The organism is Mesorhizobium sp. M7A.T.Ca.US.000.02.2.1, from assembly GCF_003996995.1.
In the GTDB taxonomy this organism is placed as follows: Bacteria; Pseudomonadota; Alphaproteobacteria; order Rhizobiales; family Rhizobiaceae; genus Mesorhizobium.
Genome location: NZ_RZTT01000169.1, coordinates 1 through 12,195, shown reverse-complemented (window position 1 = coordinate 12,195; position 12,195 = coordinate 1). Strand labels below are relative to the sequence as shown.

General features: G+C 63.5%; 13 protein-coding genes. 3 read left to right on the top strand and 10 right to left on the bottom strand.

Annotated features, from left to right (window positions below):
- A partial coding sequence (locus EOD15_RS17275; protein WP_127408664.1) for an extracellular solute-binding protein occupies nucleotides 1–1,078 on the bottom strand: 1,078 nt, incomplete at its 3' end.
- Between the two features lie 169 nt (nucleotides 1,079–1,247).
- Between EOD15_RS17275 and EOD15_RS17270 the strand changes: the two genes are divergently transcribed.
- Together EOD15_RS17270 and EOD15_RS17265 are read left to right on the top strand one after the other, a co-directional pair.
- Nucleotides 1,248–2,033, top strand: a complete 786-nt coding sequence (locus tag EOD15_RS17270; RefSeq protein ID WP_127267478.1) for an IclR family transcriptional regulator — start codon at nucleotides 1,248–1,250, stop codon at nucleotides 2,031–2,033.
- Between the two features lie 64 nt (nucleotides 2,034–2,097).
- A complete protein-coding gene (locus EOD15_RS17265; protein WP_127320001.1) occupies nucleotides 2,098–2,937 on the top strand; it encodes an amidohydrolase in 840 nt (279 codons plus the stop codon).
- 9 nt (nucleotides 2,938–2,946) lie between these two features.
- On the opposite strand, the gene EOD15_RS17260 is transcribed toward EOD15_RS17265, so the two are convergent.
- The 8 genes from EOD15_RS17260 to EOD15_RS17225 form a co-directional block, all read right to left on the bottom strand.
- A complete protein-coding gene (locus EOD15_RS17260; RefSeq protein WP_127408663.1) occupies nucleotides 2,947–3,918 on the bottom strand; it encodes an ABC transporter permease in 972 nt (323 codons plus the stop codon).
- A 1-nt stretch (nucleotide 3,919) separates the two neighbouring features.
- Complete coding sequence (locus EOD15_RS17255) at nucleotides 3,920–4,870, bottom strand: ABC transporter permease (RefSeq protein WP_127408662.1); 951 nt, start codon at nucleotides 4,868–4,870, stop codon at nucleotides 3,920–3,922.
- A complete protein-coding gene (locus EOD15_RS17250) occupies nucleotides 4,867–5,625 on the bottom strand; it encodes an ATP-binding cassette domain-containing protein (protein WP_127323231.1) in 759 nt (252 codons plus the stop codon). Before EOD15_RS17250 ends, EOD15_RS17255 begins: the two co-directional genes overlap by 4 nt.
- Nucleotides 5,618–6,355 (bottom strand): ATP-binding cassette domain-containing protein, encoded by a 738-nt coding sequence (locus EOD15_RS17245; RefSeq protein ID WP_127267483.1) that lies wholly within the window; start codon nucleotides 6,353–6,355, stop codon nucleotides 5,618–5,620. Before EOD15_RS17245 ends, EOD15_RS17250 begins: the two co-directional genes overlap by 8 nt.
- A gap of 71 nt (nucleotides 6,356–6,426) precedes the next feature.
- On the bottom strand, nucleotides 6,427–7,614 hold the full coding sequence (locus tag EOD15_RS17240) for an ABC transporter substrate-binding protein (RefSeq protein ID WP_127322272.1): 1,188 nt from the start codon (nucleotides 7,612–7,614) through the stop codon (nucleotides 6,427–6,429).
- Nucleotides 7,615–7,640: 26 nt separating this feature from the next.
- Nucleotides 7,641–8,810, bottom strand: coding sequence for an extracellular solute-binding protein (locus EOD15_RS17235; protein ID WP_127408661.1), 1,170 nt, complete (start codon nucleotides 8,808–8,810; stop codon nucleotides 7,641–7,643).
- Entirely contained in the window at nucleotides 8,807–9,967 is a 1,161-nt protein-coding gene (locus EOD15_RS17230) for a CaiB/BaiF CoA-transferase family protein (RefSeq protein WP_127322270.1), read from the bottom strand. Before EOD15_RS17230 ends, EOD15_RS17235 begins: the two co-directional genes overlap by 4 nt.
- Nucleotides 9,968–9,969: 2 nt before the next feature.
- Nucleotides 9,970–10,521 carry a MaoC family dehydratase gene (locus EOD15_RS17225; RefSeq protein WP_127270127.1) on the bottom strand — a complete coding sequence of 184 codons (552 nt, stop codon included), beginning with the start codon at nucleotides 10,519–10,521 and terminating at the stop codon, nucleotides 9,970–9,972.
- A 199-nt stretch (nucleotides 10,522–10,720) separates the two neighbouring features.
- On the opposite strand from EOD15_RS17225, the gene EOD15_RS17220 reads away from it, so the two are divergent.
- On the top strand, nucleotides 10,721–11,818 hold the full coding sequence (locus tag EOD15_RS17220) for a lactonase family protein (RefSeq protein WP_127381973.1): 1,098 nt from the start codon (nucleotides 10,721–10,723) through the stop codon (nucleotides 11,816–11,818).
- Between the two features lie 44 nt (nucleotides 11,819–11,862).
- On the opposite strand, the gene EOD15_RS17215 is transcribed toward EOD15_RS17220, so the two are convergent.
- Nucleotides 11,863–12,195, bottom strand: a 333-nt coding sequence (locus tag EOD15_RS17215; RefSeq protein ID WP_185929012.1) for a TIM44-like domain-containing protein, incomplete at its 5' end; no start/stop codon positions are given.

Genomic DNA, 12,195 nt, shown 5'->3' with positions numbered 1-12,195 from the left:
CTGCGGTACGGGTCGGCAGCGGGCCGGCGGCGGCCTCGAGCTTCTGGCTGTCCTCGTTGGTCAGCCACCAAACCAGGGAAGCCGCGGCCTCCTTGTTGGGGCAGTTCTCGGTCACCGAGAAGCCATGGAAGCCGGACCAGCCGGTGCGCTTGCCGGACGAGCCCTTCGGCGCGACCTTGACGCCGACATTGCCGGCGACCTTGGATGACTTCGGATCGTTGAAGAAGCCAGCCCAGCCCGGCCAGTCCAGATTGATGGCGACGGTGCCGGAGGCAAAGCCCTGGCCGAGATCGTCCCAGAGGTAGTTGGTCGTGCCGGCCGGTACGGCCTTGGCCTTGTAGAGGTTAACGAACCAGTCGAGCGCCCGGATGCCGGCCTCGGAGTTGAAGACCGGCTTGCCGTCCTTGTCGAGGTATTCGCCGCCCTCGGCGATCACCATCTCGTAGAAGCGACCGTTGATCGCCTCTTCCTTGCCGGCGAACTGCGTGCCGTAGAAATTGGGCGGGTTGGCGAAGAACTCAGCCTGGTCGGTGACTTCCTTCCAGGTATCCGGCGGCACCAGATCATAGCCGTATTTCGCCTTGAACTTGGTCTTGTTGTCGGCGTTCTCGTACAGGCTCTTCTGGTAGTAGAGCGCCGAAACGTCGAACTGCGCGCGCGGCAGCATCTCCAGCTTGCCGTCGATGGTTGCCGACTTGATGGTCGACGGCACGAAAGCGTCGATCTCTTCCTTGGGCAGCAATTTGCTGAGGTCGGTGTAAAGGCCCGTATATTGCGGCGCAAAGGACGAATGGTTCCAGCCGACGCACCAGTTGGTGCTACCCGAGGCGATGTCGGACTTGAGCTCCTTATCGATGTCGAAGCCGTTCTTCTTGGTCAGGATGTTGACCTTGGCGCCGGTCGCCTTCTCCCATTCGGGAATGCGCTCGTAGAGCTTTTCATATTGCTGGCCGCCGATCAGCTTCACGTCGACGGTCACGCCTTCGAACTTGCCGGGCAGGTCGCCGGCAAGGGCAGCGCCCGCACCTGACGCGAGCAACAATGCACCGGCGCACACGCCGGACAGCAGTCTGTTCATTGGTATCCTCCCTTGGTGCCGCCTCCGCGGCGACCGCAACTCGTCTGATGACAAGAAGTGTTACATTCATATACAAACAAAACATTCATAGACACGTCAAGGCGAAATTTGTTTCCGCCGCGCACGTTCCTGCGTATATGAAGGGTGAAATTCACTGGAGGATGAGCCCATGGACGACAGCGAAGACGAGCGCTATCGCGCGCCGGCGCTCGACAAGGGGCTCGATATCCTTGAACTGCTGGCGGGCGTCGACGGCGGCCTGACCCAGGCCGAAATCGCCAAGAAACTCGACCGCAGTCCCAACGAATTCTATCGCATGCTCGACCGGCTGGTGCGGCGCGGCTACGTCACGCGCCTCGACGGCGACCGCTATTCGCTGACGCTCAAGCTGTTCGGTCTGGCACAGTTGCACGCGCCGGTACGGCGGCTGGTCTCCTATGCGACGCCGCTGATGCGTGAACTTGCCGAGACATCGCAGCAGGCCAACCAACTCGTTGTTTTTGATCGCGGTTCTGCCGTCGTCATCGGCCAGCAAGAAGCACCGAATTATTGGGGCATCTCGATACGGGTCGGCTCCCATATCAGTCTGTTCGACACCGGCTCGGGACATGTGCTGCTCGCTTTCCGCTCACCGGAAGAGCGCCAGATGATGATTTCCGAACACGTCCGCAGCACCGACAAGACGGCGCAATCGACCGAGTTCTTCACCCGTCTCGACCAGATCCGCGACCGTGGCTACGAGATGATGGCCTCGATGCAGACAGCCGGGGTCTTCAACCTGTCGGCCCCGGTGCGAAGCTCCGACGGCAAGGCGATCGCCGCGCTGTCGATTCCCTACATCACGGTGGTCAACGCGCCTTCCGCGCCCGACATCACCAGGACGATCGAACTGTTGCTGGCAACGTGTGAAAAGCTGTCGCACCTCGCTGGATCAGCAGTCGGCTCATCGGCGTGAATTCTTATTTGAATGAAGAATTCCCCTGTGAGATGATTTGAAAGCAAGAGGGAGGAGCCTCACCATGATCATCGATACCCATCTTCACCTCATCGATCGCTCGGCCCTGGGCTATCCCTGGCTCGACGGCGTGCCGGCGCTCAACCGCGATTTCTCTTATGAAGACTACGCGATGGAGGCGCAGCGTGTCGGCGTCGGGCGTGTGCTGCATATGGAGGTCGATGTCGATGCGGCCGACATCGAAGCCGAGACCGCTCGTGTGGAAGGACTGTCACGGCAGTCCGGCAGCATGCTGGCCGGGGTTATCGCGTCCTGCCGTCCTGAGGAAGGGGATTTCGCGGCCTATCTCGAACGGCAGCGGGCAAACCCGTTCGTAAAGGGCTTTCGCCGCGTCCTCCATGTCGTGCCCGACGAGCTCTCGGAAGGTGCGGTGTTTCGCGACAGCATAAAGCGGCTTGGCGGCACCGGTCTGACCTTCGATCTCGTCGTGCTGCCGCACCAGATCCCCAAGGCGATCGCGCTGGCCGATCTGGCACCCGATGTCCAGTTCGTCCTCGATCATTGCGGCGTCCCCGACATCAAAGGCAAGAGCGAACATCCATGGCGCGAGCATATGAGCGACATCGCCCGGCGCCCGAATGTCATGGCCAAGATTTCCGGTGTCGTCGCCTATGCCGATGCCGGCAGCTGGACGGTTGAGACGTTGCGGCCGTACGTCGAGCACACCATCAATTCATTCGGCTGGGACCGCGTCGTCTGGGGCAGCGACTGGCCGGTCTGCACTCTAGGCGGCGGCCTGTCGACCTGGGTGGCGGCGACCCATGCATTGCTCTCGGGCTGCAGCATTGCCGAGCGCGACAGGCTGTTGTCCGGGAATGCCCGCAAGCTGTGGCGGCTCGACTGACTGGCCCTTTCAGATGGTTGTCGAGACGTGCCGTTCGCGGCCATAGAGCGAAACCAGCAGCACGATGACGAAGCCGAGCGCGGCCTGCACCGCTGCGGGCTGGAAGCCGAGGCCGATCAGCAGCGTGTTGATCTCGGTCAGCACCAGCACGCCGGCGATCGTGCCGAGATAGCTTCCCCGGCCGCCGACAAGTGCTGCGCCTCCTACGACGACCGCCGCGATGGTCTGGAACAGATAGGGCTGGCCGACATCGCCATAGGCCGAACCGGTGAAGCCGAGCAGAAGCACCCCTGCCACGGCGGCGAAGAAAGCGCTTGCCGCATAGGTGATGACCCACATGCGAACCGGGTCAATCAGCGCCAGCGGCGCCGCGCCCGGATTGCTGCCCAGCGCGTAAAGCCGGCGGCCATAGGGCGTTCGCTCCAGCACCAGCACGACGAGTGCGGCCAGCACGACCAGGCTCGGTACCAGCCACGGCACCGGCAGCGGTCCGGCCGATCCGCCGATCGACACGAAGCTGGAAACCGCTTGCGGCGCGGAGCCCGACGGGAAGCCGGCTGTCCACAGCAGCACCAGCCCTTGCACGACCATGCCGATGCCGAGCGTGACGATCAGCGGCTGGATGTCGAGACTGCGCGAGATCAGCCCGTTCAGCCCGCCGATGACGAGCGCCAGCACGCCGACGAGGCCGCAGACCAGGACAAAATTCCAGCCATCGCCATAAAGCTGCGCCGCCACGACATTGGCAAAGCCGATGACGAAGGGGATCGACAGATCGATGCCGCCCATGATGACGACCAGCGTCTGGCCGATCGAGGCGACGGCAAGCAGCGAAGCGAGCACCAGCATGGCGCGTATCGCAAACGGCGCCGAATAGCCGGGAATGAGGAGCGTGCCGGCAAGGTGCAGAAGGGCGGCGACGCAGAAGGCGCCGACGACGCGGGCGTTGGTTGTGGCGAAGAGGTTCTGGCGCAAAACCATGTCAGCGTCTCCCCATGGCAAGACGTTCCTGCAGCGCTGTCAGCATCACGGCCAGCACCAGGATCGCGCCGTAGGCGATCTGCAGCACGAAGGTCGAGACGTTGAACGTCGTCAGCACGCTTTGCAGCAGGAAGATGTCGATGGCGCCAATGGCTGCACCGGCGACGCCGCCACGCCCGCCGGCCAGGCTGACGCCGCCGAGCGCGACGGCGGCGATGGCGATCAGCGTGTAGGTCGGCCCGATGTTAGGGTCGGCGGAGCCGATCAGCGCGGTCAGCATCAGCCCGGCGCATCCGCCCAGGATGCCGGTCATGACATAGGCGATGAAGCGCACGCGCGTGACATCGACGCCGGCGGTGTAGGCGGCGCGATCGTCGCTGCCCACCGCCATCAACTGGTCGTAGTAAGGGGTGCGCCGCACCAGCCACCAGGCAATGAACATCAGTGCCAGCGGCAGCATCGAGAGCGGACCGGACAGTGCCTTGAGCCAAGCCGGCGCCGGGCCGATCGGCGCCGGCAGGATCGTCAGCGTCACGCCGGTGAGGATCAGATAGGTGCCGAGCGTGGCGACGATCGGCTGAATGCGCACGATTGTCGCTAGAAAGCCGTTCGCAGCACCCACCAGCGCGCCGACGAGCAATGCAGCCGGAACGAGCACCAGGGGCGATGAGATGCCGGTGCCGAGGAACAGCACCTGGATCGTCAAAGCGTTGACGAAGCCCATCAATGGCCCGACCGAGATGTCGATTCCGCCACGCCCGGCGAGGATGACAGGCGTGGACGCAATGGCCGCGCCGATCAAGGGCGCCGCCAATCCGACCAGCGCCCCCCAGGAACCCGGCTGGAACCGCCCCGGGCTGAGGATAAGATTGACCGCAAGCAGCACGACCAGCAGCACCACCGCGAAGCCGAAATTGCGCCCAAGGGACAAGAGACGCGCAACAGGGTTCATGCCGCACGTCCGAACATGGCTGAGATCACGTTGTCGGTGGTCAGCGCGTCGCCGGCGATCTCGGCCGCGACTTCATTCTCACGGAACACCAGCACGCGCTGGCACAGGAGAAGAATCTCCTCGATTTCGCTGGACAGGATGACAAGCCCCATGCCGTCGGCCGCCAGCCCGCGAAACACGTCGTAGAGCACATGCCGCGTCGCCACGTCGACGCCACGCGTCGGATCGTTGAGGAGCAGGATCGCGGGCTCCAGCGCCAGCGCCCGCGCCAGCAGCACCTTCTGCTGGTTGCCGCCCGACAAAGTGGTGATCGGCGCATCGGGCCGGGGGGCGGCGATCGAGAGTTTTTCGCGATAGAGGTCGTAGCGCGCCTTGCGTGCCGACGGGCTGATTAGCCCGAGCCGCGTGTCGCGCGACAAGGTCGAGACGGCGAAATTGTCGAGCACCGACTGTGTCGGGAAAATGCCGTTGGCGCGTCGGTCGCGCGGCAAATAGGCGATGCCGCTGGCGACAGCCTTGCGAAACCCGGTAATCTTTCGGGAGGCATCTGATGAACCGAGTTCGATCGAGCCGCCATGGGACTGTTCCAGGCCGGCAAGCATCTTGAGAAACAGCTCCTGGCCATGACCATCGAGACCGGCAAGCCCGACGATCTCACCCGGAGCGATGGCCTGCGTGATCGGGCTGGCGCCGGGCGCGATGACGAGTTCGCGAACGGCAAGACCACCAAAATCGAGAGCAGTGCGATCAGCCATGCGCCAATTCCGCAGCGGTACGTGGCGCCATCGCCTTGAGAAGTTCCGCCGGCGTGGAAGCGCCGCGCTCTTCGGTGCGCACGACGCTGCCGCCCCGCAGGATCGAGATGCGGTCCGAAAGCGACATCACCTCATCCATGCGGTGGGTGATGAACAGGATCAGGCAGCCTTCGCCGGCAAGCGCACGCATCAACGAAAAAACCGATTCGCGGTCGGCGAAGTCGAGCGCGGCGGTGACCTCGTCGAGGATCAGGATCTTTGGGTTGCGCACGATCGCGCGGGCGAGAACGACCAATTGCTGCGCGGCAAGCGGCAGCAGGCCGGCTGGCTTGTCGAGGGGGACGTCGGTGACCGCGAAGCGCTTCAGCGCAGCTTCCGCCCGGTCACGGCGCTCATGACGGGGAACGGCACGCCGGACCAGTCCGTCGAGGCCGAGCAGGATGTTGTCGGTCACGCTGCGATCCGGCGCGATCAGCACCTCCTGGAACACCGTGGCGAAGCCTTGCGCCTGGAAGGCCGATGGATTGGCGCCAGGGAATGGCTTGCCGTGCAGCAGGATCACACCGCTGTCCGGCTGGACGATGCCGGACAACAGCTTGACCATGGTGCTCTTGCCCGAACCGTTCTCGCCCAGAATGGTGTGGATGGTCCCCGCCCGGAACGCGATCGATGCGTCCGCGAGCGCGATCGTCTCGCCATAGCGTTTGGATATGGTTTTGATTTCAAGCATGTCACAATTCGATGCTGGCAGGCCGGCTCCGCGAAAGGAGCCGGCCTGCTGAGAGGCTAGTTCGCGCAGCGTTATTTTGCGCAGGCGTCGGGGACCTTCGAATAATCCCAGCCCTTGGTCGGCGCCGGGTTCGAGAAATAGGCGTCGAGCCATTCCTCCGGCATCGGATCTTTCGGCGGGATCGGGAAGATCGACACGGCATCGGTCGTCATGCAGTCCTTGTACCAGGCACCGAGATCGGCGGTGTGGACAGGCGGGATCGGGATCAGCAGCGTGTTCAGCTTCGGCTTCTGTCCGTCGAGCATGCGCTCGCCGACGCGGAACAGCGTTTGCGCGGTCCAGTGCGGCAGCACCGCATGGCCTTCGAAGCGGTACTTGTCGGGGTTGGCCTTCCAGTAGCCCAGCGCATCGCCGGTGATCGAGCCGGTGATCAATGGCGCCGGCCGGCCGGCTTCCGCGAAGGCTTCGGCAACGACACGGCTCTCGCTGCCTGTCGTCCACACCGCATCGATCGGCGCCGGGTTGGTGGCGATCGCCTGCAGCACCACGGTCTTGGTGACGTTGGCCGTCCAGTTGCCGTTGACGTTGCGCGAGATCTTCAGCTTCGGATTTTCGGCCAGCGCCTTGTCCGCGCCCTGGCGCTCCTGCACCACGATCGGGTGTCCCGCGATGCCTTCGACCAGAAGGATGCTGGCGCCGTCCGGCTGCGCCTTGCCGATCGCCGCCATCATGTCATAGCCCCAGCGCGCATAGTTGGAATCGACATTGATCGCGTTCGGGCTGGTCACCGAGCCGGCCGCCGTGATGAACGGAATGCCGGCCTTGGCGGCAGCGTCGATGGCGTCGTCAAGCGCCGTCGCCGAACCCGGGATCGAGGTGATGATCGAGCACTTCTTGTCGATGAAGGCGCGGATCTGGTTGATCTGCTGGCTGGCATCGTTGTTGGAATCAGACACTTCGAAGCTGGACACCATTCCGTCGGCAATCAGCCCGTCGACAAGACGCTTCAACTCCTTGGTCACCGTGACCCGCCACGGATTGCCCTGGTATGATTCCGAGTGGCACCATTTCCACGGCTTGGGCGGCGCGGTGAAATTGTCCCAGGCCGAGGGCAGCACCTTCTGGGGCGCGCCGTCATACTGCGCCTTGAGTTCGGTCGGCAGTCCACCCATGACGCCTTGCACATCCTGTGCAAAGGCGGTCGTTGCAAGCGAGGCAAGCGCCGTTGCGGCCAGCAGGCCGCGGATCATTCCTGTCATTCTTGTTCTCCTCCGTTCGGTTTGGTTCAGGCTCCTCCACCGGCAGCGCCGGACACCTGCGCCGGGGAACTCTCCCGAAACAGGCGATTGAGATCGGCAACGACCTGTCGGGCTTGATGCCGGGAGGTCATGCCGGAAAGGATGCGTTCGGAAGCCGCCTGCTGGAACGCCATGTAGCCGTCATGGCGCGGCCGCACCCATGCGCCCTCCAGCGTCGCGCGCGTATCCCGATAGAAGTCGCCGGTCGCTTCATTGACGGCTTGATCTTCCCGGGCCGCTGCATGGCCGGGCTGGCCCCCGGCGGCGGCATAGGGGCCGCGCTGAACACCGCCGCTCGCGACCCAATAGGCGAAGTCGATCGCGGCATCCCTGGCTTTGGAAAAGGCTGAAACCGCTATGCCGGTGCCGCCAAGCGCCGAACCGACCGGGCCGCCGGAACCGATGACCGGAACGTCGGCAAAGGCCAGCCGGTTCGCCCGAAAGCCATCCGTCGCATAGGACACATAGCCATAGATCAGTGGCGCGCAGACGAACCTGGAACTGGCCTCCGCCATACGTTCGGAGACGGCAATCGGGTCCATCTCGAAACACGCGGGATCGACCAGCGCTGTGATCTCGCGCATTGCCTCGAAGACTTGGCTACCGATCTCCACATCGATCAGATCGTCGGATGAATCGGTCGTGCAGGCATGCCCGAGATTGCCGGCAAGCGTGTAGAAAACCATCAACACGTGAGGCGGCCGCAACGGCAGCAGCACGCGGTCTTGACGGGCGAGATCGAGCACCTCGCTCCAGCGCGCCGGTGGCGCACTGATCGCATCCGGCCGCCATGCCTGGACTTGGGTTGCCGCATCGATCGGGAAAGCCCATTGCCGTCCTTGCCAGTTGTAGCTCGGATAGGACTGGCCGACGCTGCCCGCGGCAAGGGCCGTGCGTTCCGCCTCGCGTCCGGCGACATCCAGCGGCTCCAGGCAGCCTTCGGCCGTGATCTGGCCGACATGCGGATGGTCGATGACGATGAGATCATAGGCGCGCGCCAGTTCCTCGACCGGAAAGGATTCGAAGTCCTGAAGTGAGCGCTTGTCCCATTCGATCACGACGCCGGTCTTCTGCTGCCATAGCGACGAGCAGGCGACCATCGGATCGTAGCCACGCGGATGGCTCCAGGTCATGCCCTTGAGGATGGGCACGCTCACAGGCCGAACTCCGCGCGGATGGCGGCACTGTGCTCGCCGATGCGGGGCGCCGCCCGATCGACCTTGGCCCTTATGCCATCGACCCGGAGCGGCGAACTGGTGGTGAGGATCGAGACATCGTCCTCGCGCGTCACAGTCTGCAGCATGTCGAGGGACTGGAACCCTTCGCTCGCCAGCATCTCCGGCCAGGTCAGCACTTTGGCGCACCAGATGTCGGCCGGCTCGAGGATATCAAGCCACTCATCGATGGTCTTGGTCGCGATCCGCTGCGCGATGATCGCCTTGATGTCGTCGCGCGCGGTGAACCAGGATGCCGGCTTGTCGCGATAGGGTGCGAGTTCGCTGAGCGACAAGAGATCGGCCAGCTTGGGGATCGGCGTCATGGCGATGGCGAGATAGCCGTCCTTGGCCGGATAGACACCGTAAGGCGCCGACAGATAGGCATGCGCACTGCGGAAACTGGAGCGCCTGGGCAGCCGGCGGCCGTCATTGAGATGCGTGGTCAGCACCTCGAACTGGAAATCGACAAGCGCTTCCAGCAGGCTGGTTTCGATGTGGCTGCCCTGACCGGTGATACCGCGCCGCACCAGTGCGGCCAGAATGCCCTGCGCACAGGCCGCACCGGCCAGCATGTCGCCGATGGCGAGGCCGAATGGCACCGGCCCCTGGTCCTCGTCGCCGTTCAACCACATCACGCCGGAACGCGCCTGCGCCAGGAGATCCTGGCCCGGGCGTTTGACCCACGGGCCGTCCTCACCATAGCCGCTGATCGAGGCATAGACCAGGCGTGGATTGATCTTGCGGACCGCCTCGTAGTCCAGGCCAAGCCGTTCGATGACGCCCGGCCGGAAATTCTGGATCAGCACGTCGGCCTCGGCCAGAAGGCCGCGCAGCGCCTCGAGGTCGGCCTCGTTCTTGAGGTCGATGGCAAGACTTTCCTTGGCCCGGTTGATGGCATGGAAGATGGTGGAATCGCCGCCGATCTCGGTGTCGCTGAGATAGAGCCGGCGCGACAGGTCGCCGCCATCCGGGCGCTCGATCTTGATGACGCGCGCGCCGAGATCGAGCAGCCTGAGCGAGCAATAAGGCCCGGACAGGAACTGGCTCATGTCGACGACGACGAGACCGGCGAGCGGCAATTCGGCTGCTGCCGGCATCGTTATTTCTCCGTCTTGCCGACGAAGTCGGCCGGGTTGCGGTACTTCACCGTCTGCAGATGCTCGCAATAGAGAACCAGCTCGCCTTCGCCCTTGAACACCTCGTAGCTGGCGCGGATCAGCCCCATCTCCTGGTAGCGGGGCTTCTTGTCGAGATTGGAGCGGATCGAATAGATCGTGTCGCCAATGAAGACGGGTTTTATGAAGCGGAGCTTGTCGTAGCCATAGGAAAAGGCGTTGACGCAGTTGGTGGCGACCAGTCCCAGGCCAGCCGAGAAGACGAAGGCACCGGCGATCAGCCGCTTGCCGAAAATGCCTTCGCTCTCGGCAAACATCTGGTCCTGCACATAGGGGTGGATGTCGAGCACCAGCGTGTTGAACAAATGGCTGTCGCCTTCGGCCATGGTCCGTCGCAACGAGCGGATCTTCTGCCCGACCGGCCAATCCTCATAGAACCAGTTTTCGGCGTTCCATACCGGCAGCGCGGCATGATCCGCCGGCATGTTCTTGGGATGCGTCGAGGCGACACCGACGGTGGATGCGAAATCGTTCATGACCGAATCCGCCAGTCCTGCCGAAGGGACCGCGCAACCATTTGAACACGCATCAAGGCGCCTGAATGCAAGACGTCTCCTCCCGTCAATCTTCTTTTGTAAATAGTATTTTCACATATGGGGTTGCGTTGCAAGCGTGAACAGGCGAAATTTTGGCTGCTCCCGCGGGCCGAAGCGCAGGCGGGCAGGGAGGAAAATCATGCACAAGGATTGTCTGGTCTTTGTCGGCAGCCTGAACCGGGAGGCGCCGTATTTTCAGGGCGCTCGGGGCGTCGGCCTCAGCGTCTACAGCTTTGACGAGACGACGCTGGAAACCCGAAAGCTGGCTGAAGCCCATGACGTCGACAATCCAACCTTCCTCTCGGTGACGCCGGACGGTTCACACGTCTACGCCAATTCGGAAGTCTTCACCTGGCGCGAGGGAACTGTCTCCGCCTACAGCTTCGATCGTGCCTCGGGCGCGCTCACCTATCTGAACAAGCAGCCGTCGCTGGGCAGCATCACCGCCCATAACTCCATCACCCGCGACGGGACAAAACTGCTGGTCGCCAATTACGGCATGGGCGAGGGCGGTCCGGATCGCGCGGTGGCGGTCTATGGCTTAGAGGAGAGTGGTGCCTTGTCGGCCCCGCTGGCCAGCGTCTCGCATTCCGGCAGCGGCCCGAATGCGGCACGACAGGAACGCTCGCACGCCCACAGCATTACCGAAACCATTGCCGGCGGGACAGCCATCGTCGCCGATCTCGGCATCGACCGGCTGGTGTCCTACCGGATCGGGCACGCCGGCAATCTGGCCAAGCTAACCGAATCCGCTTTGCCATCCGGCGCCGGTCCACGCCACCTCGCACTGCATCCAAACGGACGTTTCGTCTTCGTTATGAACGAGCTGGATTCGACCATCGTGGCGATGGCGCTGGACGAAGCCTCGGGTAAGCTCACGCTCATCGACGCGAAGCCGGCGGTGCCGGCCGAGGCGCGCGACAGCAACCATTGCGCCGACATACAGATTTCCCCGGATGGCCGTTTTGTCTACGGCTCCAACCGTGGCCATGACAGCGTCGTCATCATGGCGGTCGACCAGCAGACAGGATCGCTGAGCCTCGTCGGCTATATCTCTTGTGGTGGCGCGACGCCGCGCAATCTGGCCCTGACGCCGTCAGGCGGCCATCTGTTTTCCGCCAACCAGAACGCCGACCGCATCTCGATCTTCGCTCGCGACGCCGAGACCGGCATACTGACCGACACCGGACGCGCCATCGAGATCGGCACGCCGATGTGCGTCAAGATCGTGCGCTGAACACCCACAACTCGCATCGAGCCTCGGGCAAATCCGCCCGGAGCTCAAGCCTGTTGTATTGCGGAGAGCTTCCAGTTCGAGCCATTCTCACGCACGAATGTCCACAGCTCGGTCGTCTCTGTCAGATGGTCCTCGTCGCCCTCGACAATTTTGCCGGTGGCCCGTTCGCGCGTCACGTCACGAGACTCGTAGCGCAATGCGGCCGTGGCGTAGTCGCGGTCAGCCTCACGCCAGCTTTCAGCGACGTCGGCCTGCAGCAAACTAATGTCCGTCCCCTCGTTCCTGAGACCTTTCTGGGCATTGTCAGCCAGCTCTTCCGACAGATAGGAGACCATTTCGGGGGTAACAGCCCGCCGCAGAGCGGCATGGTCTTCGCG

Bases quoted from the DNA above. Each gene is read 5' to 3' on its own strand.
- EOD15_RS17270 (WP_127267478.1), top strand. From the start codon at position 1,248: ATGGACGACAGCGAAGACGAGCGCTATCGCGCGCCGGCGCTCGACAAG.
- EOD15_RS17265 (WP_127320001.1), top strand. From the start codon at position 2,098: ATGATCATCGATACCCATCTTCACCTCATCGATCGCTCGGCCCTGGGC.
- EOD15_RS17260 (WP_127408663.1), bottom strand. From the start codon at position 3,918: ATGGTTTTGCGCCAGAACCTCTTCGCCACAACCAACGCCCGCGTCGTC.
- EOD15_RS17255 (WP_127408662.1), bottom strand. From the start codon at position 4,870: ATGAACCCTGTTGCGCGTCTCTTGTCCCTTGGGCGCAATTTCGGCTTC.
- EOD15_RS17250 (WP_127323231.1), bottom strand. From the start codon at position 5,625: ATGGCTGATCGCACTGCTCTCGATTTTGGTGGTCTTGCCGTTCGCGAA.
- EOD15_RS17245 (WP_127267483.1), bottom strand. From the start codon at position 6,355: ATGCTTGAAATCAAAACCATATCCAAACGCTATGGCGAGACGATCGCG.
- EOD15_RS17240 (WP_127322272.1), bottom strand. From the start codon at position 7,614: ATGACAGGAATGATCCGCGGCCTGCTGGCCGCAACGGCGCTTGCCTCG.
- EOD15_RS17230 (WP_127322270.1), bottom strand. From the start codon at position 9,967: ATGCCGGCAGCAGCCGAATTGCCGCTCGCCGGTCTCGTCGTCGTCGAC.
- EOD15_RS17225 (WP_127270127.1), bottom strand. From the start codon at position 10,521: ATGAACGATTTCGCATCCACCGTCGGTGTCGCCTCGACGCATCCCAAG.
- EOD15_RS17220 (WP_127381973.1), top strand. From the start codon at position 10,721: ATGCACAAGGATTGTCTGGTCTTTGTCGGCAGCCTGAACCGGGAGGCG.